Below are 23810 nucleotides of genomic sequence, written 5' to 3'. Positions count from 1 at the left end.
GGAGAGGCAGTGAACCTCGCAACCTCCGCGCCCCATTCCGCAGGCAACCGGCCGGGCCAACGGCGCACCACACCCAGCAGCAGGAACGCGTGCGGGTGCGACGACCCCGAAAAGGCGCAGGGCCGAATACCCGCCGCTCACGGCGCATCGGCCCTCGTCTCCCGCCTCGTCGGCGCAGCACGTCCCCGTACCTCCGCACCCTGCAAACGCTCCTTGCGCCGTGCCGTGCGAGGAACGCGATGACGTCCCTGCCGGAGACGGGCATACCGGCAGACGAACCCGGCAAGGCAACGCTCGGCGATCACGTGCTGGGACAACTACAGCGCCTCGGCGCCACGGTGGGCCTGAGCGAGGCGGACACCGCGCTGTACGGACAGGTCCTGCTCGACTCCCTCGCGGACTCCGCCCGGCGACCGTTGTCTCTGCCCCCGGCGTCGCCCAGCTTCCTCTCCGACGACCACACCCCCGTCGAGTTCTCCCTGGCCAGCACGTCGGACGCCACCCCGGCACTGCGGGTACTCGTGGAGCCCGGATGGGCCCACGAGGACATGGGCGACAGCGGCCGTGCCGGACTCGAGGCCATCCACGCGATGGCCGCCCGCTGGAACTTCTCCACCGGTCAACTCGACGCCCTGCACGACTTGTTCCTCCCCGCCACGGCCGAGGGGCCGCTGTCACTGTGGTACGCGCTCGATCTGCGCGCGGGAGGCGTCCCCGGCGTCAAGGTCTATCTGAACCCCTCCGCCGCCGGACCCGAGCACGCCGCACACACCGTGCAAGAGGCGCTACGCCGACTTGGCTACGACAAGGCCTTCGCGCAGCTTCCCCCCGCGGCGGGCTATCCGTTCCTCGCACTGGACCTGGGCTCCTGGGAGTCACCTCGCGTCAAGGTCTACGTGAAGCACACGCGTATGTCGGCCGACGACGCCTGCGCGCTCAGCCATGACTCCGGGGCCGCATCGGCAGACATCCGGCACTTCTTCCACGCGGCCGCCGGATCCCTCCGGCCATCCGGGCAGCAAGGGGACGGTATGCCGCGCCTGCTGCGGCGGCCCGCGCTCACCTGCCATTCCTTCACCGAAGGTGACAGCGACCCCAGCGGCTTCACGCTCCACATCCCCGTCCGTGACTACGTGCGCGACGACGAGGAGGCCCTCGACCGGGCAACCGCCCTGCTGACCCGGTTCGGCATGGACCCCACGGTCCTGCGCCAAAGCCTGCGCGCTCTCACACAACGACAGCTCACCGACGGTGTGGGGCTGATCGCCTACCTCGCTCTCGTGTACGAGCGAAACCGCCGGCCCCGCATCACGGCCTATCTGTCCTCTGAGGCCTATCTGACCAGGGCGCCGACAGAGCAGTACGCGCAGGTAGGCCTGTTAGCTGCACAACGCACCCAGAGCGCTCTGAACTCCGGTCGCAAGGCCGCCGATCACGCCATCCCGCACACCGCACCAAAGGAAGTCTCGTGGAGCCGTACCGCATCAAAGTTGTAGAACCGATCTCCTTCACCACCCGAGCGGAGCGCGAGGCCGCGCTGAAGCGGGTCGCCTACAACCCCTTCGATCTGCGTGCCGACGAGGTCACCATCGACCTGCTGAGCGACTCGGGGACCGGAGCCATCTCCGCGGACCAGCTCGCCGCGGGCATGCACGGCGACGAGTCCTACGCCGGCAGCCGCAGCTACTACCGGTGGCACGAGGTCGTCTCCGAACTCACCGGATACCCCCACATCCTGCCGACACACCAGGGCCGCGCCGCCGAGCGCATCCTGTTCTCCGCGCTGCTCAAGCCCGGCACGAGCGTGCTGTCCAACACCCACTTCGACACCACCCGCGCCAACGTCGAACTGACCGGCTGCCAGGCCTACGACCTGCCCTGCGCCGAGGCGAAGGACCTCGACAGCGATTACCCGTTCAAGGGCAACATCGACCTGTTCGCCCTCGAGCAGGCGTTGGAGAACGCGCATCAAGCGCCCGTGGCGGCCGTGCTGATGACCATCACCAACAACGGTGGCGGTGGCCAGCCGGTCAGCATGGAGAACCTGCACCGGACCGCCGAACTGTGCCGCCGCCACGACGTGCCCCTGATCCTGGATGCCGCACGTTTCGCGGAGAACGCCTGGCTGGTGACCCAGCGCGAGCCCGGCTACGCCAACCGCACCCCCCGCCAGGTCGCCGAGGAAGCCTTCCGCCTCGCGGACGGCTGCGTCATGAGCGCGAAGAAGGACGGCATCGTCCACATCGGCGGCTTCATCGGTCTCAAGGACCCTGAACTCGCCGAGAAGTGCGCGGGCCTGCTCATCGCCACCGAGGGCTTCACCACCTACGGCGGCCTGGCCGGCCGTGACCTCGACATGATGGCCCGCGGACTCGTGGAAGTCACCGAACCGGCCTACCTCGCCGAACGCGCCGACATAGCCGCCTACCTCGCCACGCGCATCCGCGAGGCCGGAGTCGACATCGTGGAGCCGGCAGGCCTGCACGCCCTCTACGTCAACGCCGGGCGGCTGCTGCCCCACATCCCCCCGCACCAGTACCCGGGCACCGCACTGGTCTGTGAGCTCTACCTCCGCGGAGGCATCCGCTCGGCGGAGCTGGGCAGCCTGTACCTCGGAGAAGAGGACGAACAAGGCAACTCCGTCAAGACCGCACCTTATGAACTCGTGCGGCTGGCACTCCCCCGTCGGGTCTACACCCGCAGCCACTACGACCATGTCGCCGCCACCCTGGCGGACATAGCCAAAAACCCCGAATCGGTGCACGGCTACCGCATCGTGGGCCAGTCGCCGATCCTTCGCCATTTCAGCATCAAGCTGGAGCCCGTGCGGTCCGACGGCTGATCCCTACCCGACACGTCGCGTCGCCCAAGAGTGGGGCCGGCAACGCCGGCTCCACTTCTTGAGCTTGACTCTGTCGGGGACCTTGCAGTTTCCCGGTGCGACAGCATGGTCAACGGGCATGCCCGGGTAGTTCCGCCGACCGACGCAACTGTCGAGGTGCCTGTTGTCCCTCCGCCCCCGTCCCGGTGGCGAGTCCCGCATCTGACAGTGCAGGTGCTCCAGGCGGGTCAGGTCGCGCACCGCGGCCAGGACGTGGGTGGAGTCGCTGCGCTGGGTCGTACGCGCTCGCGCACCAGGCCGGCCCCTGGACCTGATCACCGAAGCGGTCCGCGCCGCACTCGAAGAAGTAGTCTGCGCCTCCCTTCGCCTGCTGGGCGAACTGGTCGATGAGGCCGGGGGGCACCGCTACGGCCGACCGGTCCGCCCGGGCAAGAACCCCACCAAGCCCAAGACCAGGATCCTTGCCACCGGAAAGGACACCCTCCGGCTCCCGGGACACCTCCACCGGCACCGCCCCTACCCGACTTCCTCACCCACCGCGGGCCCCGCTGATCATGGCCGGGTTCGCCAAGAGCCGGTGCCGGCCGTGCCCGAGCCGCACCCAGTGCACCACCACAGCCGTGTGCTCCCAGTCGGCGAGCTCCTGCAGCTCCGTGTGCCTTCTCGCGCCGTCAGATGGCTGATGCGCTGCCGGATGACCGCGAGCGCATCAGCCGCCTGACCGGCCCCCGGCGGCCCGGCGTCAGCCGAGGACTGTGCCCGTGGACGGGGCCGGCCTACGTCGGCGTGAGAACGCACCGAGGTCGATGGTCTGCCCGGTGTGTTCGCAGGTGTGCGTGAGCGCACTGCGGTCGTGGTCGTGCCCGCCCTCGACACCATGGATCAGCGTGGTCATGAGGCGGCCCACCAGCGGCGCGTTCTTGAACTGATTGCCGCTGGTGCCGATGGCCACGTAGAAACCGGCAAGTTCGGTCCGGTCGTACACGGGGGTCCAGTCGTCGGTCACGTCGTACACGCCCGCCACACCCCGGGGCTTGTTGGGAACGCGCAGGCCGGGCAGTCGGCGAGCCGCACGCGTCACTTGCGTCCTGAACCGCGACACGGTCGGAAGAGGGCTCCCGTCGTCCGGCTCGTCGAGCCATTCCAGCGGGTCGCACTCGGGTTCCGTGCCGCCGACCAGCAGGAACTCCCGGCCCTCGGGCCGTATATACGTACCGAGGTCCATATCGGCCAGCACCGGTGCGTGCCCGTCGCCGCCGGCGTCGTGGTAGCCGGCGGGCGCCGCTACGTGGTGCACCTCCTGGCGCAGCGGCCGCAGACCGACGGAGAAGTCGCCGCCCACTCCCGCGAGCCGGTTCAGCTGTCCCGACCACGGACCGGCCGCGTTGACGACCACGCCGGCGGACAGTTCGGTGCCATCCTTGAGGCGCACCCCGCGCACGCGCCCCCCGCTCCGGATCACCGCGCTGACGGGGGCCTTCCACCGGAAGACGGCTCCGTGCCGCTGGGCCGCCGTAGCAAGGTTGTGCGCGGCGAGTTGCGGATCGTCGACAAAGCCCCCGTCCGGTGTGTGCAGAGCACCGAGCCGCGCGGACGCGTCGGCGAAGAACTCGTCGTCGTCCACGGGGCGGGGCGGGAAATACCGGCCGGTGTCCACGGCGGGCAACCGCTCGGACAGCTCCTGTGCATCCCATTGCTCGTAGGGGACACCGACCTTGTCGAAGTGGCGCGTGAACAGGCTGCGGGGTGCGAAGGCCACGTCCAGCAGGGTGACGCCGCAGCGGTTGAACGCTGCGAGGGGTTCACCGGCGGGTGCTTGGAGATGGTCGCGCCATGCTTCCCAGCAGTGACGGGACTCCCACGCAGCACTGACGCCCGCGATCGTGGAATATGTGAAGCGGACCACGGCGCTCGAGGCGCTGGTGGAGCCGTTGCCTGCGCCGCCGAACTTGTCGACCACGACCACCCGCAGGCCACTGCGCGCCAGTTCGAGAGCGATGGAGGATCCGATGACCCCGGCCCCGACGACGACTATGTCTGTGCTCTCAGTCATGTTCCAACTCACCTTCTTCTTGCCGGACCAGGGCCCCTCAACGTTCCGGACGTGATCGTGGATCGGGTCGGCCCTCTCTTCGGCTCTCGCTCATGCGCAAGATCAAGGTGACCGCGTCGTCCGAGCGGGTGCCGGGAGTGAGGACTTCCTGCAGGAGGAGGCCGCGAATCGCGGCAACGGTGACGGTGGCCACTTCCCGCGCTTCCTTCGCCTTGAGCCCTTCGCGTTCCGCGAGTGAGGACAGCATCACGGTCAGGTCGTCGATCGACTCCACGAACTCACGGAAGTCCTCGGGGGCGTACGCGGCCAGGCCGACGACGTAGAAGAAGCCGCGGACACGCGACAGCTGCTCCGGCCGGGTGTAAGTACGCCAGATCGCCGCGACGAAATCGTCGAAGGTGCCCTGCTGGGCGGCCTCCAGAAGTGCTTCGTTGTCACGGGATCGCTGGGCCGTGAGCATGGCGGCCAAGACGCCCGGGAGCGACCCGAAGTGGTAGCGCAGCAGGGCGTGGCTGGTCTCGATCCGGGCGGCGATCTCACGGAGCGACATCTCCGGTGGGGGAAGGGCCTCACCGAAGGCGTCGAGAAGCCGTGCCAGGAGTCGTTCGCGCGCGCTGCCGTTGCGTTGCGAGGTTGACAGGATCACTCCCGCAGTTTATCCATTGGAAAAGAAGATTCGCAACGGCGGAGGATCGACGATGGGACCTGATCATGTGGTCGGCGCGACGGTCATCGACGGATCGGGGCGCGACCCCGGCAACGTCGACGTCACTGTCGAGGACGGCCGCATCACCCGACTCGGTGCCTCCGGCGCGCACGGCGAGCGTCTCGATGCCGAGGGATTGACGATGACGCCCGGCCTGATCGACGCCCACGTCCATCTGGGCCTGTCCAGCCCGATCCAGCCGCACTTCTCGTTTCAGATCAGCGCCGCCGAGATCGCGGCGGACATCTTCGCCACGGCCGGCGCGACGCTCGACGCCGGTTTCACCACGGTTCGCGACACCGGCGGGATCGACGGCGGTGTCGTCACCGCGATCGCGAAGAGCAAGGTCAGAGGGCCGCGCGTCCTGTCGTGCGGACCTGTTCAGTGCCAGATCGGCGGGCATGGCTACTACGGAGCCGAATGGGAACCCACCGAGCTGTGGAGCAGCCACCACATCCCGGGCCTGTGCGCCCTGTCCATGATGGCGGGCAACGCGGACGAGCTGCGGCACAACGTCCGCGAAGCCTTCCGTCGCGGAGCCTCCTTCCTCAAGCTCTGCGTGACCGGCGGAGTGGTGGGCGCACATGACCGACTGACCGATACCCAGTTCACCGTCGAAGAGATCGCTGCCGCGGTGCAAGAAGCCGAGGCACGGAACACCTATGTGACAGTTCACGCCCACAACAACGAGGGCATACGAAATGCGGTCGAGGCCGGGGTGCGCTGTGTCGAGCACGGCACCAGCCTCGACGAATCCACGGCGGACCTGATGGCCGCTCGCGATATCGCCCTCGTGCCCACGTTCGCTGTCGTCGAGCAACTGCTGCACGACACCGCCGGAGCCGGTCTCGCCGAGTCGGCCCGCGACCGAGTCAAGGGCGTACGCGAGCAGATGACGAAGGCCCTCGCTGTCGCCAAGCACGCAGGAGTGCGGATCGGGCTGGGCTCCGACCTCATCGGTCCGGCCCAGGCCCGGCGCGGCAAAGAACTCACTCTGCGCGCAGCCCTCGAAACGCCGATGGAAGCGCTCGTGGCGGCGACCCGGACCAACGCCGGGATCCTCGGCCTGGCCGGTCAGGTGGGTGTCATCACTCCCGGCGCGCAGGCAGACCTCGTTCTGTGGAACGGCAACCCGCTCGAAGACCCGGAACTGTTCTCCGACCCCACCAACGCCGTCGTCGTCATCCAGGCCGGCCAAATCGTAAAGGACCTCAGATGAGCACCATGTGGCAGGGCTGCCTCGCCCACACCGACTACTTCGAGATGCGCTCCGGGGGTGGGCACGACTACGGCATCTGGGTCACCACGCCACCGCGCTACGACCCCGCCGCGGCGCCGGCGCCTGTCGTGTACGTGCTCGACGGCAACTGGGCAGTGGGCATGACCGCTCCACTCATCGTCACGCAACTGGACCCCATGCAGTCGGTTCAGCCCTACGTGCAAGTCAGCGTGGGGTACGCGGGCGAGGAAGCCGAGCACTGGGAGCGGTTGCGCAACCGCGACCTCGTGCCCCCCGGCGAACCCATCGCGAAGGAGTTCATCGATGCGGTGGAGATGGGGGTCGACAGGGGCACGATGACGCGCGCGCAAGCCGACGCCTACCTCGCTGAATTGAGCGACAGCCGCGGGGACATGTTCCTGGACTTCCTTACCGACGACCTGCATGCGCGGATCGAACGCGACTACGGCACGGCCCCGAGCGGTCACGGCCTTTTCGGCTATTCCTACGGCGGACTCTTCAGTCTCTACGCCTGGCTCACCAAAAGCACCTTCTTCGAGAGCATCGGCGCGGGCAGCCCCGGTATCGTCAACGCGGACAGTCAGGTCTTCGCCCGGCTGGAAGCAATGGGCGACACCCTGCCCGACACCAAGCTGCACGTGACCTTCAACGAGCAGGAGATCCTCGGAGACCTGGCGGTCTACCAGAACCTCACGAAGAACACGGCCACGTTCCTTCACCGCCTCACCTCACGCGGCGGATCCGTCACCAGCGCACTCATGCACGAAACGCACGTGACCGGGCTGCAGGCATCGTTCCTCAGCTACCTCAGGACCTGCCGCGCCCAGTGAGCCGGGACGCCGCAGCTCTCCTTCCGTCCCAAGTAACTCGACTGCTCTGGAGGGGTACGGGTGGCCGAGCGTGACCGTGGTGCGTGCGTGCCCGGAGCAAGAAGTCCCGTTGGTTGCACGCGGTGCCGGTACGGGATGATCGAGGGCGCCAATGCCATGGAAGGAAGCGCGATCCTCGCGCTGGACGGCATGGATCGATCTCAGATGTCCGTCAAAGCGGATCGAGCCCAGTAGGGCTATCCCCAGGCCCAACTCGGGGGATGGCCGCAGCGAGACCGGGCGATCGCGCGCCTAGCGTGCCGTATATGCAGATGACCAGAGGTGGACAAGCGGCCGTTGCCAGTGCCGTCATGCTGGCCGTGGCAGCGGGAGCGTCGCCCGTCACAGCCGCGCATGCGACCCAGAAGCCCTCGGACCTCGGGAGATTCCACACCCAGGACATCGACTGGCACAACTGTGCGCAAGGACCCGACGACCCCGATGGACAGAAGCTCGATGACGCGGGAGCCCAGTGTGCCGACCTCACCGTGCCACTGGACTACACCGACCCCGGCGGCCGCACCCTCACCATAGCCATATCCCGGCTCCGCGCCGCCGATCCAGCACACCGCGTCGGCCCACTGCTCCTCAACAACGGCGGCCCCGGCGGGCCGAGTCTCGACATGCCGCTCACCGTCGGCGCAGCCATGGGAAAGGTCGCCAAGAAGTACGACCTCATCGGCCTGGACCCGCGCTTCGTCGGCCGCTCCACGCCGCTGGACTGCGGCTGGGACATCGGTTCCACGGTCTTCTCGGCCGGCAAGGGCCGGGCCGGGTTCAAGCACTCGGTCGCCCGTCAGCGCGACCTCGCGAAGCGGTGCCGAGAGACGAACGCAGATGTGCTGCCCTACGTCAGCACCCGCAATACGGCCAGGGACATGGACATCGTCCGGGCAGCGCTGGGCGCGCAGCAGATCTCCTACCTCGGCTACTCCTACGGCTCCTACCTCGGACAGGTCTACACCGAACTGTTCCCCGGCCGCACCGACCGCATGGTGCTGGACGGTGTCATCGACCCCGCCCGATACACCCAGACACTCCTCGCCGACTCCACGGAAGCCAACGAACGAGCGCTGCACGCCTGGGCGTCCTGGACTGCCGCCCGGCACGACACCTACGCCCTGGGCCGCACCGCCGGCTCAGTGCTGGCCACCGTGCGTCGCATCCAGCAGGCCGCGGCCGAGAAGCCGCTACGGGTCGGCGACTTCCGCGTCGACGAACACTTCGTTCCCCTGGTCTACTTCAGCGGCCTGGGCAGCGACCTCGACAAGCCCCGGGCCGACCTGGCCACCGCAACCCGAACGCTCGCGCACGCCGCCGACGGGCAACACGCCGAGCCCGGAGCGGAGTTGTCCGGGCTGCTGGCAGCCATGACCACCAAGGCCGGTTCACAACAGGGCAGCGCGCAGGCCGCCATCCTGTGCGGAGATGTCGCGACGCAGCGCGGGACCCAGAGCTACTGGCGCGACATCCAAGCCGCCCGCAAGAAACACCCCTTCGCCGCCCCGCTGTCGTACAACATCACCGCGTGCGAGTTCTGGGACGGCCCGGCGGAAGCTCCGACCGTGGTCGACAACAACGTCCCGGCCCTGTTGGTCAATGCCACCGGCGACACCCGTACCACCTATGCCGGCGCCCGGCAGGTACGGGATCGGTGGTCCCACTCCCGCCTCGTGACCCTGCCCGGCGCCAACCAACACGGGATCTACGGCGAGTACGGCAACTCGTGCGCGGACACGCAGGTCAACTCCTACTTGGCCGACGGCAGGCTACCCGGGCACGACGTGTCCTGCCGGGCCTGACGCACCGAGCCGAGACTCGTGGCCTCCCACGCTGCCCGCGCGGGAGGCCACCCCCGTCTGTGGGGCGCACCGCTCCCACTCCCCCGGCATGTTCGCCGCCGCCGACGTCCGAGTGATCCCTTTCGACAGCGCGGACCCGGACTTCTTCATCGCGCACGGAGACATGCGCATCGCCGAGGACCCTCAGTCGTTCGCGGCGCTTGACGTCGCCTCGGAGCAGGACCCCTCCTTGAATCCGATGATGCGGCTGCACGAACGCATCCGGACCCTGCCGCAGATCACCATCGCCAAGCTGCGCGGGCCGGTACGCGGAGGCGGTGCGGAACTGCTGTCCGCGATGGACATGCGGTTCGCGGCTCGTGAGCATGCCGGCTTGGCTCAGCCGGAAGACACGATGGGCATCATCCCGGGCGCGGGAGGCACCGTCTATCTGCCCGGCCTCGTCGGCCGCGCACGCGCGCTGGAGATCATTCTCAGCGGCCCGCTGGTCGATGCCCCGACCGCGGAACGGATCGGCTGGGTGAACCGGGCCGTGCCGGCTGCCGAGCTCGACCATGTCGTCGACACACTGCCCGCCGGCGCGCAGACCCGGGACGGGGAGCGCCGCCTCGAGGACCTGATCGACGGCCTCGCCTGAAGCAGCTTAGACCTGGTCTAAACGCGTGATCCGCAGCTGCGCGTACGGCGACAGGCGGCCGGACTCAGTGCCCCGCCGCCGAGTTCGCCACTCAGGACGGCGAGTACGTGTGCTCGTTGGATGCCTCCCGTCGTTCTGAATTACCGGTGCAACAGGTCCAGTTGCCGGGTGCGGCGAGGGGGCGGGGGCTACGGTAACCGTCGTCATTCCCCGATCGGGGCGTTGCCAGCCGCAGGTCCTCCCGGCGTCACCTGCGGCACCGCTGCCGGGGAGGCCAGCACGCGCCACTGAGGAAAGAGGTCCATGATGCCCACGCCCGGCTTCCCGCCGCACACGCTCGATCCCGAAGGAACGCCGATATGGATCACTGATCTGGCCTCCGAGGACCCCTACCACATCCTGCACGTCGTACACGGCATCGAACCGGCGGAGGCGCTGGAAAGGCTCGGCGCCAAAACGAGGTTGATGCAGCCCTGCGAACTGCCCGACAGCAGGCCGGACGAGTGGACGTCACTGCCGTGCGCGGCTCTCGGTATGGAGCCGGGATCGTCCGCGGCGCTGTTGGCGGGACGCGTCGGCGAGTGGACCTTCGTCTACGACGACTCCGGGTTCACCTTCGAGGACGCGGCGGAGGCACTGTCCGCCGATGGACGGACGGCGGCCACGAGCGTGTTCAGCATCAACGGGGATGCCAGCCTCACCTATGCCGTCGACGGCAAGCAGGTCGCATGGGTCGACGTCGACTGCCTCGCCCTGGAGGAGGATCTTCCCCGTATGCCCGCCGAACTGCGCGCGGCATTCGAAGCCGCCGGCACCGTGGAGGCGGAAGGCATCGAGCCGGGCGAGGCCGACAGTTCCATCGCCATGCGTGCCGTCTGTGCTCTGGCCGGCCTCCCGCTCACCCTGAGCGCCCTGCGTCAGGTTCCGCTGGTGGTCCTGAAGTTCGGCTGACGGTGCTGCCCGTGACGTCAGTCGGGGCGAACGGCACCGTCCGACCGCAGGGGGCGCCTTCGGGGGCTGCTCGTGGCGCCGTGTCGTCGAACGCCAACGGGTGGGCGTCATGGCCCCAGGTGCCGACGGCTTGGCCGCCTACCGGGCCGAGCGATGGCCGTGGGCGAGCGGGGAAGGCCGATGGCCGGTCGACATCGAGGAGTTCGCGCGCGGCGCGGACGCGGCCTACTCCGAGCACTACGCCGCGAACGAGGGCGCCCGGGCGGTCATCGGTGACCTGATGCCATGCACGGCTGCCGCGGTCACTGTGCAGCAACTCCGCTCTGACCGGTGCGCCGGAGCGCAGCGCGTGGCACCGTCGCCCCCGGAGGCGATGGAGCGGGTGGGTCAGGCGCTGCGGCCCGATTTCGATCTTTGAAAGCTGCTCTGGCGAGGGCTTGGGTTCTTGCGCTGTCTGCGCTCACAGGGGGTCGCAGCCCTACCTCTGCAGGCGCCCTTTCGAGGACGCACTACAGTTCCTGCATTCAGGCGCGAGGCGGCTGCTGAGCGGAGCCCCGGGCCGGACGCCGCGGCGCCGGACACCACCCGCACTCGCCGCCGCCCGGACGCCACCGAGGGAAAGCAGGGCCCATGACCGTCAGTCTCACCATGCACGACACCCCGCGACCGCGTGGGAGCACGCAAGCCGGCGGACTCCTGGCGCCGCCCGTGTATCCCATCCACATCGCGGGGCCCGGAGTGCAGCCGCACGTCCTGGCGCACGTGGAACGCGAGCTGCCGCCCGGCGGCATCCCCGCGTACCGCGGCGACCGCAAGAAGGGGGCCCGTTCCTTCCTCCTGTGGGGCGACGAGCAACGTACGCAGATGCTGGCCCGCCTGGTCACGCAGTCCGTCGAGGGGCACCGTGTGACCTACCAGGTGCTTGACGCCTACGGGCAGATCATCGGCACCATTACGCGCCGCAAGGCGTTCAGGGGCGGCGGTTTGCGTGTCCGCTGGACGGTGTCGCAGGCCGGCGGGCCAAACGCCGTGGGCTACAAGGGACGGCTCTTCTGGTGGGGTTTCTGTTGGCTGTTGGCTCCTCTGCTTCCCTTCGCCCTCATCGGCGCCGTGCTGGACAACGGTGACCTCCCGCGCGCGCCACGGCGCGTGAGATGGCGTGCGGACGGCCAAAAGACCATGGAGCACAAACCCTCGTCCGAGGCCGTACTGCTCCATGCCCCGGGCTCCGATCCCCGGCTTGGCGCCGCGCTCGCGGCGCTGCTGGCGTCCTACAGGGGCTGGTATCGGAAGGCATGGGACGACCGGAAGGAATAGAAGGTCGACTTCCGGCCCTCCTGGTGATTCATTCCGAAATACGCAGATAGTTTGGTTTCGCCGCATCACACCAGGAGACGGCGCCCCAACCGTTGAGGCGGCGGGCCATGAGGCCGGCCATAACCCGGTCAACCATGGCTTCCCGGCGGGCGGGCATGGTCTCGTCGTCGCTGACCAGACGGCGGTTCAGCACCGCCGGCCCTGGTGCTGATTCCACGAACGGTGTACGCATATCGGCGCCGTAGCAGGTGGGTTGGTGGTACGTGGTGCGGGTCTGCCGCAGATCCAGGGGCTGGCACGGTTGTTGCGCCGGCTGGTGGCGAGGGTGGTGGCGTGTTCGACGTCGCCGCAGTCGGCGAACGACTGGCCGGCCGGCGCGGCTTTGCGGAAGATGCGCCACCAGCCTTCCTGCAGATTGAGCCAGCACACGCCGACGGGGAGAGCGCGGCGTCGGCCCATCCGGGAACTCCGCCGAATACTTCTCCGCCACGGCACGCAACCTCAAGTGGTCCCCCGCCGCCCAGCCGCTCTCCGCGCGCTTCGCCCACTGGTACAACCGCCATGTCTTCGCGCTCGCCGTGCACGACCCGGACGCCTGGTCGCGGTTCGTCCGCATGCTCGCGTGCTCGCGTTCTCCGGGCCCGCCGTCAAGGCGACCAGGGTGCCTCGTGCTTGAGCAGGGACCCCACCCGTATCACTAACCCCAGGCTGACCGGCGGACATGCACTGAGGGAACAAAAGCGCTGCCAGATGGGCGCGCTGACAGGGCATCAGGGCGAGCGTATGGTTGAAAGCGGTGCAGGCAGGGGTCCGCAGCACCGAACTAGCGGGTTTGATCCTGAAACCAGGAGGCTCGTTGCAGATCGTCGGTCATCACGCGCATCTCTCCAGCGGAGACATCCGCCGCCTCATCGGGTGTGTCGCGGCACTGTCGGGCTCCGCGCCCGAGGACGAACCTGTGGCGCGCCTGCTTCCCGGCGGCTACACCGGATCTCTTGTGGCCCTGGTATGGACCGGACACCTTGACCCGCTCGTCCTGAAGGCCGGACCGCGCGAGCAGATGGCCGCCGAGCACGAGAACCGGTCGGGGTACACCGGCGGCGACCCCTGGCTGACCGAACACGGGCTCGACGGGACGTTCGGGCCGGTCGAGGTGGAGATCGAGTCCCGGTCGGAGCTGTGGTCCGCGGTTGTGTACCCGTACGTCGGCGGGAAGACGTTCGCGGAGATCAGCAACTTCGGCGACTTCGCCGAGCTCATCGCTACCTATCTCTGGAGCCTCAACCGCGACGAATCCCCCTCCGAGTCGACGTTGCGCGAATGTCTGCGCATCGTCGCACTGAACCTCGCCGCCAGCACGAGCGTCCGCGACTCGAAGGCCCCTCAGCCCCTGCTGAAGTATCTGCCGCCCCTGCGATGGGACATGGGCATACTCGCCGCCCTCAACACGGCGCGCTCCTTCTGCCCCGACCTGCCGGAACTCGCCGGATTCCGCGAGTGGTGGGAGGAGAGCACCACGTCGATCCGGGTCGCTCCCGTGCACGACGACCGACTCCTGCACGGGGACGTGCGGTTCGCCAACGTCCTGGTGGACTCCGTCCATTCGGAAGTCCACTTCATTGACTACGGCAACGGGCGCCGCGGCCACGTGTTCGAGGACTTCGCCCGCTTCGAGATCGATCTGCTCTTTAGGACCACCGAGCGAATCGACGGCGGCGATCAGGCACTGGACCACACGAAGCTGCTCGAAGCGGCTGCGCATCTGCTGCGGGACGAGGTCAGCCTCGGCGAAGGGGCGCGGTCCGGAATCGACCGTCAGATCAGGTGCATCACCCAGTGGCGCCAGGTGATGTACCAGGCTCTGCCGCAAATGGCACTGCCCGGGGCCATGATGATGTACCGCTGGTTCCTCCTCAGGGAGTGCCTGAAGCGGACGCGGTGGACAGCCGGCGCCGCCATGGGGCACGACGAGCCGGACGCGGCGTCCCTGATCTACCTCATCTGCGCCCTTCGCCGGCGTCTCTCCGGGGCCGGGGAGACACGTACGCGTATATCGACCGCCCCTCAGGTACTCGCCTCCGCACTACGGTGCCGGGCGGCGTTCGTCCCGACCCGCGGATCCGAGCGCGTGGTCAACCAACAGCGCAACGCCGCCAAGAAGGCCGCGCTGGAAGATGCTGCCGGCCGCATCTCGACCATCCGGCTGCTCGCCGAAACCGGGCAGTCGTACCTCTCGCCGCGGGGCCAGTTCAACGGGGAGATCCGAGACCTCCTCGCTGCCGGGGGCGGTCTCCAGGTCGCCGTCTGCAGCCCCCACATGCCGGAGTACTTCGGCCTTTCCATGTCCTACGCGGAGCACGACGACGGCCCCTATGCGCCCAACCCCAGCCTGCTCAGGAAGACCGAGGAGAGCCTGGGAGGATTCGATCTCCTTCGGGAAGAGTTCGGCTCGCTCATCGAGCTGCGCCTGTGCCGGTTCGCGGTGGGCGCCACCCTGCTCGTCACCGAGGAGACATCCTTCTACGAGCCTTACTTCAGGACCCCGCGCAGCAAGCGGCAGAAGCTGCTCTTCGACTCGTTCGAGCTGCAATTCCACGCCTCCGGGCTCCACAGCAGGAGCCTGATCGAGGAGACATTCGCGTTCCACTGGAAACACTCGGACCCCGTGGACGAGACCAGGACGAAGGAGGGCGGCTACGAAGCCCTGCGCGTCGCGTTCCTGGAGCTGTGGCAATGACTCCGGCTGCTGCGCGGACCCCGGTTTCCCTGCCACCGCTCATCGCTGAGCACGACACCTGGATCACCCTCGATCCGGTGCTCGGCTGCCCAGCCAACTGCGCCTACTGCTACCTGGGTACCGTCGGAATGCGCGCCGTCAAGCCCTTCGCCCGCGTTACGGCGCGGGAGTTGGCCGACCTGGTCCGCCGGTATCTGCACGGGCGCCGCGCAGAGGTGATCGACCCGCAGGATGACCTCACGCCGCTCTGCCTCGGGAACCACACCGACATGCTGATGAGTCCGGAGAACCGCCGGGCGACCATTGAGGTTCTCCGGGAGCTGTCGCGGCGCATTCCGCCGCGAACGATGGTCCTGATCACCAAGTCGGTCCTGCGAGAGGACCTCGTCGCCGAGATCGATGCCATTGGCTGGCCCGTCGTGTGGTTCTTCAGCCAATCGCTCGCACACGCTGCCGGGGTCCCTCTGGAGGCGGGCAGGACCGCGGACTTGGAGGAAACACTGGCCAACGCCCGGATGGTGAGCGCATCGAGAAACCAGCACGCCGTCCACTTCTGGCGGCCGTTCGTGCGCGAACTACATCCGGACGCAGCGGGTTTGGAGACGGTCATCGAGGCCCTTCGCACCTCGGGCATGCGCTGCTCGGTCCTGAGCGGTCTGCGGCTCGGCCCCGGCGTACCGCAGGACGATCCGCGCCTGCGGACGCATCTCGCGGCGACGATGCGGGCCACGGAAGGTATGACCGAGGTCTTCGACCGGGAGCGCTGGGTCCAGCTGGTCCACTTCGGACGAAAGGCGGAATACCCGCTCTACCGGCACAGTTCCTGCGCCCTGGCCCTCGTCCACTCCGCACGGGAGCAGTTGGGTACGTGGAATCCCGCCGTCTTCGCCGACCGGTGCATCCCGTGTTCGTGCCCGGCGAGGCAGCGTCAACTGTGCGCGGGCAGCACACCTCAGACGGGCGGCCTGCTGAACGACCCCGCGGAGCTACAAGCGAGAACCGCACGATTTCTGCGGATCGGTCACCGTCGTCTCCTGGTCGACGAGGCCCAGAAACAGCTCCACGTCGATGCCGCGGTTTCGGAATTCGACTACAACACGATGCTGCATGCCCTGCGAGGTCGGTATGTGGTCGTCGCGCGCTCGATCGTATGGCGGCGGGCCTGGGAGAGTGGGTGGCCCGCGGCAGCCAGGCGGCACGCGAAGGACGGCTGGGGAACTCCCTTCGAAGGTATGGTGCCCTGATGAATGAGCTCATTGCGGGGGAAAGTTCCCTTCTGTGGAGGGGGATTGATTCGCGCGTCGGCCGGCTCCGCCGCATCACCGGCTTCATCACTGTGTACGGAGAGAAGGACGACCCCCGGCTCGCGGTGTTCGCCCGCCTGTGGCACGTCGAACGCGTGGCACTGGCAGCCCGGATGATGTGCGCCATCACCGGCGCGGAAGAAGTCGAGCGGGTTCAGCGGCTGGTCTGGCTGCACGACCTGAACAGATGGCCCTTCGCCCACAACGCGGAACGCGGCAACTTCAATCAGGCCGCCAATGTGGCCAACTACTTTGCCGACGACCACGGGCTTGACCAGCGCGATGTGCGCGACCTGCGAGCCATCCATGAGAAGGCGGCGTCAGCCCTGTCGCGCGAGGGCAGGACCGTCCTCCTGGCGGATGCCCTCACCGGAGCGATCGAGGACATCCTCTTCGCTGTGACGGGACTCAACCTGCACCCCCGGGCCATCCCCGGGGACGTGGAGGAACGGCTGGAGCTCTCTCTGTGCGAGAGCCAGTGGTACGGCCTGTGCGAGGGGATGGCGCGGAAGTTCCACGGTACGGGTGAACCGCGCGTCGCCGAGTACCAGGAGGATTTCCGCTACGTCTTCGGCGCGCTGCTGAAGGAATTCCTCGATCGCCACAGCGCGAGTGGACTGACGTCGGACAGCACCCGTCTCCTGGGGCTCACCAGGTACGTCCGCGAAAGGTTCATCGCACCGGTGGTCTTCCCGCTGAACAACGAGAAAGTCTGCCATTCCTCCTGGATCAGGAACGAAGTCGTCCCCTGGTACCTCCGACACGTGGAAAACGCCAGGCAACGACTGCTGCAGATCGACGAATACGAGTTCGTATCGGACGTCCTGGCACGGAACTCGCCCTTCGAGGCCTCGCAGTTCGTGGCGGACATCGAGTACGTGTCCCGGGAAACACCCGAGTCGGCGTTCGTCTCCTGAGGACAAACCGCCCTGCGCGCCGCTGTAACGGGCATCTGCTCGCCTGTTCAAGATGGAGCCCAGGGCGTTTACGCAGGTTGGCCGGCAGGACCCGGCCAGGAATACTGCAGTGATGAATGCGGGTGAATACGCGGCGTGGGCCGCCGCGGTGACCAGCGTCGCCACGTTGGTGGTGACGACTGTCATCGGGGGACGCAGAGAGCAACGCAAGTGGGCGCGCGAGGCCCTGACGGACGCGTTCGTCGCATTTCTGTCGGCGAGTTGGCAGCACTCCGACCTCGCGAAGAAGTCGGCGATGCCGCCTGACACCTCGTCGGCCGAGGCGATGGCCGGGCAGTACGGCGAGATGCGCAATCAGCTGACGCGGCTGCGTCTGCTGTCGCCTCCCGACGTAATGCGCGCCGGCGAAGACCTCCTGCGACGCCAGCGCAGAGTGCAGGACGCCGGGTCCGCGTCCGAGCGAGCGGAGGCCCTGGCAGCCGCGTCAAAAGGGCGCCGCGACGTGGTGAGCGCAGCGCAGAAGGCGATGGGGCTCCGCCGTTTGTGAGATGACGCACCGAGGCGGCTGCGCCACGATACTGCTGGCTTCCCCGTCGCCGTGAGCCCGGCCGGCATCGGCAGCACAAGGTCCAGGAATGCAGACGCCCGGAGACGGCGCGGGCCACGGCGATATTCCCCGGTGGTGCTGTGCGCTCACCTGGCAGTCCTCGAACCGGCCCTGATCCGAGGTATCGCCGGACTTCTCGCCGAAGCGGACCTCATCGCCCGGCACGGCGGTGACCTCCAGCCGGCGAACACGCCGCTCCCACCGGCTTGTCGGTGACGCTTGACCTCGCTTTGCTTGCCCCGGACGTCGTCGCGGTGCGCAAGCGCCGCGATCGGCAGACCGCCGCACAACCCCTGCGCCTTCCCCTGGCAGCCCCGCGCGCACAGCCGCAGCCGTCGCACCCCGTCACCTCCCGGACCAATGGAGGCGTGGCGGGGACGCGCTGTGCCCGGCCACGATGACCAAGCGCCGGTCCCCGTCGGCTGGGCCCCTTTTATGCCGTCAGGTCCAGGACGGCCCACACCTGACGGCCCTCGGCCGTCATCTCCGCGCTGCAACTCACCGCACCCAGCTCCAGCATGCGCGGCAACACGTCGTCGCCGACGGCGATGTCCGAGCGCCGGTGGCCGAGCGCCAGAAGGAGGATCTGGCGGTTCTGCTCGGCCAGGTGCACGCTGATGTGGCGGCCGCCGTCCGCGACGACGACGGCGACCATGTGCCGCAGCAGGCTTTCGAGGTGGTCGGGGGCGCGCATCCCCCACTTGGCGAGCCGCGCGCTGACCTCCTTGTACGCCCTGGCGCCCGCCCACGGCCGGGATTCCAACTGCCATGCGGCGCCCGGCCGGTTCTTCATCACCGGCCGGCCGGAGCCCGATCCGTGCTGCGACAGCGGGAAGGAGGACGGCTCCACCCGTGTCTGGGGCGGCGGCGGTGACGGCGGCTTCTTCGGCGGCGGGGGCGTCTTCGGCGGGTAGTCGGGACGCGGCTTGGCGGCCTCCTGCTCGGCGTGCGGTTCCATGAGGGCCTCCCGGCGCAACGTGCGTCCAGCGTAGAGACTGCCCCCGCCATCCGGCCGGTGAACACCGCACCCCGGAGAGCGCGTTGAACTGGCGATGGCGTGGCCGGCAGCCGTTGACGAAGGCGAGGCGGGTGTCTTGCAGCGTCGTGCCGGCGCAGGCGACGCGACGGCGGACCCGGGGGCGGGCACGATTCCCGTACGCTGCCGCGGTATGGACGACCAGGCGCCGTACATCGCCCCCGACGTGGACGATCCGGGCCGGCCGGTGTGCGGGATCTGCCCGTCCAAGCGGCTGCCCCGCGCAGCGTTCGTGGTCTATGACCGGCCCAGCCGCGAGGCGCCGTTCGACCCCGACGACGGCTTTCGCTACACGGCCGAGGGGACTGCGGCCTGCGTCCATCCCCACAAGATCGGGCTGGAGCCGGACCGCGTGGCGCCGGCCTGTGCTCCGGAGCCCCTCGACGAAGGAAGTGCTGCCGCTACAGCGCCGCGGCGACGTCGATGGCGACTGTTCGCCCGCGGTCGGTGACACCGACCGCGGCGTACTGCGCGTCGAGGGTCTCCCGGCGGCGCTCGGCCTCCTGCGCGTCGACCCAGTAGCGCTCGTTCACCGGCCGAACGCCGCCCGGTAGGCCTGGTAGGTGTAGTCGCAGGTCCGCCACCGCGTGTTGCTGATCCGTTCGCTCCCGGTGGAGTGCACGAACCGGATACCGGCGCGCTCCTGGATGCGCGAGAGGGCGGCGAACTGGACGCCCGGTGCGTGACTGGTGACGTCCAGGGGCACCGGCACCGGCAGCTCGGCGGCGAACTCGTCGCCGGTCACCTCATAGACGGCGGGCTTGAGCGGTATCACCTTCAGGGCGCGCGGCGGGGAGGGGCGAGGACAGTGCGCTCGCCGACAACGAACCCGACGGACAGGCCGGCGCGCGGTAGTGCGCTCCGGCACGTGCGCCGGGTATGTGCCACCCGATGGCCGGTTCGCGCGCTTGTCGACATTTCAACCGAGCCTCACTCTGACCAGGTCAGCTGACGACCAGGGGGGCTCATGGCGTTCTTCGGCAACGACAACGCAGATCTGCTGCGGCAGGTACTCGGCCAGCTCGCACAGATCGGCTCAGACCTGTCCGCACTCAAGCAGCAGGCTTCTGACCAGCAGCTCGCCATCGACCAGATCCGGCAGGACGCCACGGCCGCCCTCAACAGCGGCCTGAGCGAAAACCGGGCCGTGATCCGCGAAGGCCTCGCCCGCGCCAACGAAACCGTGTCCGGACCGCTCACCCACCTCAGCACCGAACTCGTCGCCATCCGCAGCAGCATCAGCCGGCTCGACCACCACGCCAAAACCGTAGCCGCACCCCCGCCACCCACCCCGCAAGAGCGCAGCCCCGCTCCCGAACCGCCCCCCGTCCAAGACCAGAAGCCCGAAGCATCCGCACCGGCCAAGACGACTGCGGCAGGCGAGACCATCCTCCGCGCTGCCGCCGGAATCTCCGCGGCCACCCTCCAAGCCCACCGCGACACCTGGGAGTTCCTCGTCAAACACGCGGGCCCCGACCAGCACTTCCACGTGCCCGGCGCCGTCACCATCCAAAACGGGTCCGTCACCGCGGCCGTCTCAGGGCCCAGCCTCGTGGCCGCCATCACCAGCCTCGGCGACGTCAGCCGCACCGGGGACACACCCGGCACCCGTGCCATCGCCGCTCACCTCCATGCCCGGCTCACCGACACCGTCCGGGCCGTCGTCGAAAATCCGCACCAAGGCCGGGGCGCCGAGCCCGTCGCGATCGTCATCGACGACCGGGCCGCAGCCGAGAGGACCAGCGAAGGCAACGGCCGGCCCGACAACGAGCCCGACAACGGGTAGGACGCACGCGGCCGCGCCCCCGCTGCCCGCGCCGGGGCGCGGCCCGCGTGCGGTGGCCAGCGCGGCAACGCGTTGCCGGGATACGGCCGGACGGGCCCGAACAGGCCGCCCCGACACCCGCCGCGGGAGCTCCCCGAACCGCACCCGGGCGGCCTGCGCCACCTCACGCGGCCACGCTGCCCGCCCGCGACCGCGGGCCTGCGCAGCAGGTCCGCCGCGACCCGGCCGCCGGCGGCCCGGCCGTGGATCGCGGTCACCTTGCCCTGTACCGACACCGGATCCCGCACGTTCCAGCCCCGGGCCCGCTTCGCCGCATCCTTTGACCAGTCGTTCCTGCCGAAGTCACAGGCCCGCTCAGCGCATCGGCGGGGCGCAGACAGCGCGCGATTCCAGCGGCTGCTCGCCGGTGCGGCCATGCCTCCCTCGTACGGTGCGCGAGGCCGGCGAGCGCCTCGAAGCGCGCCCGGTCCTCGGCCCCGGCCGGGCGCAGCAGGGCAGGCCGGGACACCTCCTCGCGCGCTGGAGAAGGGGGAAGGCAGCAGCGTCGTGATCAGGGAAGGTTCCTGCCCGGCCGTCGGTCGGGCCGCGGATGAAGGACCGGTTGCGGCCGATGCCTTATCGCGCCCGGGCCCACGGCCGCAGCCGCTTCGGGTATCTGCCGCGCAGGCAGGTACGCGCCGCCTAGGTTGCCCGCACAGGGCCCGAAACAGCCCTCGTACCTATCGGTGGAGGAGAATTCATGACCAGTGTGGAAGTGACGCTCAAGACCCTGCTGACCGAAGTCGAGGGGGCGGTAGGAACCGCCGTCGTCGACTACACCAGCGGCATGGCGCTGGGCACCCTGGGCGGCGGCAAGAATCTGGACCTGACCGTCGCCGCCGCGGGAAACACCGACGTGATCCGCGCCAAGACGCGCACCATGGAGATGCTCGGCCTCAAAGACAGGATCGAGGACGTCCTGATCACCCTGGGCAGCCAGTACCACCTCATCCGCCCGGTGGCGGGCAGGTCCGGGAACGGGCTGTTCATCTACCTCGTCATCGACAACGGCCGCTCCAACCTCGCCATGGCGCGGCACCACCTCAAGCGCGCCGAGGAGCAACTGGAACTCTGAGCTGCGGCGCCCCTTTTTTTGCCCGCTGGTTGCAGAGTTCTTCACGTCTGGATGTCTGCATCTGGCGAACTCCCGGCTCCGGCGGCTCCGGCGGGTAAAGAATCGAAACGGTGCACCGGGCGGCCGGGCCGCCACGCCCGTCCGCAGCCTTATCCGAGTCAGGGAAGTGAGCGATCCTGTGCAGCGCCCCCTCTATCAGGTCAAAGCAGAGTTCTTCCGCATGCTCGGCCACCCCGTGCGCATCCGTGTACTGGAGCTGCTGCAGGACGGGCCGGTGTCCGTACGGGATCTGCTCACCGACATCGACATCGAACCGTCCAACCTCTCCCAACAACTCGCCGTGCTGCGCCGGTCCGGCATCGTCGTCTCCATCCGCGAGGGCACCACGGTCAGCTACGCCCTGGCCGGAGGCGACGTCGCCGAACTCCTGCGGGCAGCACGCCGCATCCTCACCGAACTCCTCGCCGGCCAAAGCGCCCTGCTGGCCGACCTCCAGAACGCCGAAAGATAAACAGAACACCGACGACACCGGCCGGCAACCCGGCTTCCGCCTCTCTGCGCGTTCTCCGGGGCCCTGCGCCGAGAACGAACCCACGACACCCCGCAGATGCGTTCCGTAGCCGGGCCGCACTTCCTGCGAGGCCCCCGGGCAGTGCGGATCATCGTAGATCTCCACGGGCTTGTCGGTGAGGTTCGACAGCTCATGCGCTGTCGGGCATAGCGTCTGGCAGCCTGCCGGGTCCTGGTAGGCATTCAGCGGCTGCAACTCGTGGGAGAAGACCACGACCTGGTTTGACGGCCCCGCGCCCCGGGCGCAGGGCATGATCTTCCGGCGTGAGGTCACGCACGTCCTCCTCGTATGTCTCCTGTCCTGGAGCTCCGAGCCGGCCGCAGCCACCAAGAACACGGGGCCCGGCAGCGCCGGGCCCCGTGTCACGACGCACTGACGGCGGCGTCTACTGGATGGTGAAGAAGAACGCGGCGTTCGTGAAAGCGCCGTCCTTGTCGAAGACGCTCACGTAGGCCGTGTTCGGGTCGCTGTTGCACACACCCACCGGCTTGGTGAACACCCGCACCGACCCGCCCCTGGCCTCGTACCCGTTCAGAGTCCCCGTCGGGATGCTGCGGGCGAGGTCAATGTCCGGGTCGGAGATATGGACGCAATAGCGGCCCGCGGACGGGTTGGTGACCTCGTCGACGTTCTTGGCGAGCAGCACGTCGCCGTTGGCGGCAACCGATGCCGCGGCCTGTGCGTAGGGAGCGATCGCCTTGGTAGGGTCGGCTGCCACAGCCGAGCCCGACCCAACCGCCAGCAGGGCAGCGGCGAGAACCGCCACCGTCGCGGAGAGGCGCTTGCGCATGTGTCCTCCTCATAGTGCTGTCCGGCACTCACCGGACAGGACGGAGGAATCCTGGTCTCAACGCCCCCAAGTCATGCACAAAGACCCCTATAAGAATGAAGTCCGTGAAAAGTGCCATACATTGGCACTCACGCCTGGTGGGGGTCAAGGCCAAGAAGGTCACCGGGCCGTGCACGACGCGCGCCGTTCGGTACGTCACCCCGCTCCGCGCCAAGCGGCACGCTCAGGACGATCGGCAGTCACGCGACTGGCCGGGCGCGGCCCGGGCCTCCCGCGCTGGCAGCCGGGGCGACGCCAAAAAACCTTCCCGCCTGCTCGCTTCACCCGATACGGTCTCGATCATGTTCCCCCTCCGGGGAGCCCCGGAGTTCCGCACGCCGTCGCCCCGGCAGTTCTACGTCGAAAGCAGGTTGCGTCCATGGCATGCCGTATCAGTGAACTCGTGCTCGGTTGCCGCGACCCCGAGCTACTGGCGCGGTTCTGGTGCGAGGTCCTGGACTTCGTAGTGCTCGATCGCGAAGGAGACGACTG

23 protein-coding genes and 2 pseudogenes are annotated in these 23810 nt (G+C 68.6%); 17 read left to right on the top strand and 8 right to left on the bottom strand.

Annotated features, from left to right (window positions below):
• Nucleotides 1-239: 239 nt before the first annotated feature.
• Both IE226_RS38185 and IE226_RS38180 read left to right on the top strand, forming a co-directional pair.
• Nucleotides 240-1496 (top strand): tryptophan dimethylallyltransferase family protein, encoded by a 1257-nt coding sequence (locus tag IE226_RS38185; RefSeq protein ID WP_190086116.1) that lies wholly within the window; start codon nucleotides 240-242, stop codon nucleotides 1494-1496.
• A complete protein-coding gene (locus IE226_RS38180; RefSeq protein WP_190086115.1) occupies nucleotides 1469-2842 on the top strand; it encodes a tryptophanase in 1374 nt (457 codons plus the stop codon). The genes IE226_RS38185 and IE226_RS38180 overlap by 28 nt, the downstream gene beginning before the upstream one ends.
• 742 nt (nucleotides 2843-3584) lie before the next feature.
• Here the strand turns inward: IE226_RS38180 and IE226_RS38175 are convergent.
• Both IE226_RS38175 and IE226_RS38170 read right to left on the bottom strand, forming a co-directional pair.
• Nucleotides 3585-4895: an NAD(P)/FAD-dependent oxidoreductase gene (locus IE226_RS38175; protein WP_190086114.1), complete on the bottom strand. Its 1311-nt coding sequence runs from the start codon at nucleotides 4893-4895 to the stop codon at nucleotides 3585-3587.
• Nucleotides 4896-4932: 37 nt separating this feature from the next.
• The gene (locus IE226_RS38170) at nucleotides 4933-5541 is read right to left on the bottom strand and encodes a TetR/AcrR family transcriptional regulator (RefSeq protein WP_190086113.1); all 609 of its coding nucleotides are present in this window, start codon (nucleotides 5539-5541) and stop codon (nucleotides 4933-4935) included.
• Between the two features lie 52 nt (nucleotides 5542-5593).
• Between IE226_RS38170 and IE226_RS38165 the strand changes: the two genes are divergently transcribed.
• From IE226_RS38165 to IE226_RS38135, 7 genes are all read left to right on the top strand, one after another.
• The gene (locus IE226_RS38165) at nucleotides 5594-6820 is read left to right on the top strand and encodes a metal-dependent hydrolase family protein (protein ID WP_190086112.1); all 1227 of its coding nucleotides are present in this window, start codon (nucleotides 5594-5596) and stop codon (nucleotides 6818-6820) included.
• Nucleotides 6817-7671, top strand: a complete 855-nt coding sequence (locus tag IE226_RS38160; protein WP_190086111.1) for an alpha/beta hydrolase — start codon at nucleotides 6817-6819, stop codon at nucleotides 7669-7671. Before IE226_RS38165 ends, IE226_RS38160 begins: the two co-directional genes overlap by 4 nt.
• 305 nt (nucleotides 7672-7976) lie before the next feature.
• Nucleotides 7977-9512, top strand: a complete 1536-nt coding sequence (locus tag IE226_RS38155) for an alpha/beta fold hydrolase (protein WP_190086110.1) — start codon at nucleotides 7977-7979, stop codon at nucleotides 9510-9512.
• Between the two features lie 88 nt (nucleotides 9513-9600).
• A complete protein-coding gene (locus tag IE226_RS38150; protein WP_190086109.1) occupies nucleotides 9601-10149 on the top strand; it encodes an enoyl-CoA hydratase/isomerase family protein in 549 nt (182 codons plus the stop codon).
• Nucleotides 10150-10452: 303 nt separating this feature from the next.
• A complete protein-coding gene (locus IE226_RS38145) occupies nucleotides 10453-11100 on the top strand; it encodes a DUF6461 domain-containing protein (protein ID WP_229871808.1) in 648 nt (215 codons plus the stop codon).
• Between the two features lie 109 nt (nucleotides 11101-11209).
• On the top strand, nucleotides 11210-11518 hold the full coding sequence (locus IE226_RS38140; RefSeq protein ID WP_190086108.1) for a hypothetical protein: 309 nt from the start codon (nucleotides 11210-11212) through the stop codon (nucleotides 11516-11518).
• 212 nt (nucleotides 11519-11730) lie between these two features.
• On the top strand, nucleotides 11731-12417 hold the full coding sequence (locus IE226_RS38135; protein ID WP_229871807.1) for a hypothetical protein: 687 nt from the start codon (nucleotides 11731-11733) through the stop codon (nucleotides 12415-12417).
• Nucleotides 12418-12445: 28 nt separating this feature from the next.
• On the opposite strand, the gene IE226_RS38130 is transcribed toward IE226_RS38135, so the two are convergent.
• Complete coding sequence (locus IE226_RS38130; protein WP_190086107.1) at nucleotides 12446-12649, bottom strand: hypothetical protein; 204 nt, start codon at nucleotides 12647-12649, stop codon at nucleotides 12446-12448.
• Nucleotides 12650-13273: 624 nt separating this feature from the next.
• Between IE226_RS38130 and IE226_RS38125 the strand changes: the two genes are divergently transcribed.
• The 4 genes from IE226_RS38125 (at nucleotide 13274) to IE226_RS38110 (ending at nucleotide 17922) form a co-directional block, all read left to right on the top strand.
• Complete coding sequence (locus IE226_RS38125; protein WP_190086106.1) at nucleotides 13274-15154, top strand: phosphotransferase; 1881 nt, start codon at nucleotides 13274-13276, stop codon at nucleotides 15152-15154.
• Nucleotides 15151-16398 (top strand): radical SAM family protein, encoded by a 1248-nt coding sequence (locus IE226_RS38120; RefSeq protein ID WP_190086105.1) that lies wholly within the window; start codon nucleotides 15151-15153, stop codon nucleotides 16396-16398. Before IE226_RS38125 ends, IE226_RS38120 begins: the two co-directional genes overlap by 4 nt.
• Entirely contained in the window at nucleotides 16329-17375 is a 1047-nt protein-coding gene (locus IE226_RS38115) for an HD domain-containing protein (RefSeq protein ID WP_190086104.1), read from the top strand. The genes IE226_RS38120 and IE226_RS38115 overlap by 70 nt, the downstream gene beginning before the upstream one ends.
• A gap of 112 nt (nucleotides 17376-17487) precedes the next feature.
• Nucleotides 17488-17922: a hypothetical protein gene (locus tag IE226_RS38110; protein ID WP_190086103.1), complete on the top strand. Its 435-nt coding sequence runs from the start codon at nucleotides 17488-17490 to the stop codon at nucleotides 17920-17922.
• A gap of 493 nt (nucleotides 17923-18415) precedes the next feature.
• On the opposite strand, the gene IE226_RS44425 is transcribed toward IE226_RS38110, so the two are convergent.
• The 3 genes from IE226_RS44425 to IE226_RS38100 all read right to left on the bottom strand — a co-directional run bounded on the left by IE226_RS44425 (nucleotide 18416) and on the right by IE226_RS38100 (nucleotide 19793).
• Nucleotides 18416-18940, bottom strand: coding sequence for a hypothetical protein (locus IE226_RS44425; protein ID WP_229871806.1), 525 nt, complete (start codon nucleotides 18938-18940; stop codon nucleotides 18416-18418).
• A gap of 479 nt (nucleotides 18941-19419) precedes the next feature.
• On the bottom strand, nucleotides 19420-19551 hold the full coding sequence (locus tag IE226_RS44955; RefSeq protein ID WP_268251312.1) for a hypothetical protein: 132 nt from the start codon (nucleotides 19549-19551) through the stop codon (nucleotides 19420-19422).
• Nucleotides 19548-19793 (bottom strand): hypothetical protein, encoded by a 246-nt coding sequence (locus IE226_RS38100; RefSeq protein WP_190086102.1) that lies wholly within the window; start codon nucleotides 19791-19793, stop codon nucleotides 19548-19550. Before IE226_RS38100 ends, IE226_RS44955 begins: the two co-directional genes overlap by 4 nt.
• A 192-nt stretch (nucleotides 19794-19985) precedes the next feature.
• On the opposite strand from IE226_RS38100, the gene IE226_RS38095 reads away from it, so the two are divergent.
• Entirely contained in the window at nucleotides 19986-20804 is an 819-nt protein-coding gene (locus IE226_RS38095; RefSeq protein WP_190086101.1) for a hypothetical protein, read from the top strand.
• Between the two features lie 194 nt (nucleotides 20805-20998).
• Here IE226_RS38095 and IE226_RS44420 read toward each other — a convergent pair.
• Nucleotides 20999-21220 (bottom strand): annotated as a pseudogene (locus IE226_RS44420) (DUF6192 family protein); the annotation flags it as partial.
• A 323-nt stretch (nucleotides 21221-21543) separates the two neighbouring features.
• Between IE226_RS44420 and IE226_RS38090 the strand changes: the two are divergent.
• Together IE226_RS38090 and IE226_RS38085 are read left to right on the top strand one after the other, a co-directional pair.
• Entirely contained in the window at nucleotides 21544-21918 is a 375-nt protein-coding gene (locus tag IE226_RS38090) for a roadblock/LC7 domain-containing protein (protein ID WP_190086100.1), read from the top strand.
• A gap of 178 nt (nucleotides 21919-22096) precedes the next feature.
• The gene (locus tag IE226_RS38085) at nucleotides 22097-22429 is read left to right on the top strand and encodes an ArsR/SmtB family transcription factor (RefSeq protein ID WP_190086145.1); all 333 of its coding nucleotides are present in this window, start codon (nucleotides 22097-22099) and stop codon (nucleotides 22427-22429) included.
• Nucleotides 22430-22874: 445 nt separating this feature from the next.
• Here IE226_RS38085 and IE226_RS38080 read toward each other — a convergent pair whose 3' ends face one another.
• Nucleotides 22875-23279 carry a hypothetical protein gene (locus IE226_RS38080; protein ID WP_190086099.1) on the bottom strand — a complete coding sequence of 135 codons (405 nt, stop codon included), beginning with the start codon at nucleotides 23277-23279 and terminating at the stop codon, nucleotides 22875-22877.
• A 418-nt stretch (nucleotides 23280-23697) separates the two neighbouring features.
• Here IE226_RS38080 and IE226_RS38075 point away from each other — a divergent pair.
• Nucleotides 23698-23810 (top strand): annotated as a pseudogene (locus IE226_RS38075) (VOC family protein); the annotation flags it as partial.

This window comes from Streptomyces longisporoflavus, from assembly GCF_014649775.1.
Classification (GTDB): Bacteria; Actinomycetota; Actinomycetes; order Streptomycetales; family Streptomycetaceae; genus Streptomyces; species Streptomyces longisporoflavus.
The sequence above is the reverse complement of the archived record's forward strand: the minus strand, read 5'-3'. Positions and strand labels throughout refer to the sequence as shown.

Bases quoted from the DNA above. Each gene is read 5' to 3' on its own strand.
- IE226_RS38080 (WP_190086099.1), bottom strand. From the start codon at position 23,279: ATGCGCAAGCGCCTCTCCGCGACGGTGGCGGTTCTCGCCGCTGCCCTG.
- IE226_RS38145 (WP_229871808.1), top strand. From the start codon at position 10,453: ATGATGCCCACGCCCGGCTTCCCGCCGCACACGCTCGATCCCGAAGGA.
- IE226_RS38090 (WP_190086100.1), top strand. From the start codon at position 21,544: ATGACCAGTGTGGAAGTGACGCTCAAGACCCTGCTGACCGAAGTCGAG.
- IE226_RS38165 (WP_190086112.1), top strand. From the start codon at position 5,594: ATGGGACCTGATCATGTGGTCGGCGCGACGGTCATCGACGGATCGGGG.
- IE226_RS38185 (WP_190086116.1), top strand. From the start codon at position 240: ATGACGTCCCTGCCGGAGACGGGCATACCGGCAGACGAACCCGGCAAG.
- IE226_RS44425 (WP_229871806.1), bottom strand. From the start codon at position 18,940: ATGGAACCGCACGCCGAGCAGGAGGCCGCCAAGCCGCGTCCCGACTAC.
- IE226_RS38120 (WP_190086105.1), top strand. From the start codon at position 15,151: ATGACTCCGGCTGCTGCGCGGACCCCGGTTTCCCTGCCACCGCTCATC.
- IE226_RS38155 (WP_190086110.1), top strand. From the start codon at position 7,977: ATGCAGATGACCAGAGGTGGACAAGCGGCCGTTGCCAGTGCCGTCATG.
- IE226_RS38130 (WP_190086107.1), bottom strand. From the start codon at position 12,649: ATGCGTACACCGTTCGTGGAATCAGCACCAGGGCCGGCGGTGCTGAAC.
- IE226_RS38150 (WP_190086109.1), top strand. From the start codon at position 9,601: ATGTTCGCCGCCGCCGACGTCCGAGTGATCCCTTTCGACAGCGCGGAC.
- IE226_RS38135 (WP_229871807.1), top strand. From the start codon at position 11,731: ATGACCGTCAGTCTCACCATGCACGACACCCCGCGACCGCGTGGGAGC.
- IE226_RS38140 (WP_190086108.1), top strand. From the start codon at position 11,210: ATGGCCCCAGGTGCCGACGGCTTGGCCGCCTACCGGGCCGAGCGATGG.
- IE226_RS38175 (WP_190086114.1), bottom strand. From the start codon at position 4,895: ATGACTGAGAGCACAGACATAGTCGTCGTCGGGGCCGGGGTCATCGGA.
- IE226_RS38095 (WP_190086101.1), top strand. From the start codon at position 19,986: ATGGCGTTCTTCGGCAACGACAACGCAGATCTGCTGCGGCAGGTACTC.
- IE226_RS38110 (WP_190086103.1), top strand. From the start codon at position 17,488: ATGAATGCGGGTGAATACGCGGCGTGGGCCGCCGCGGTGACCAGCGTC.
- IE226_RS38160 (WP_190086111.1), top strand. From the start codon at position 6,817: ATGAGCACCATGTGGCAGGGCTGCCTCGCCCACACCGACTACTTCGAG.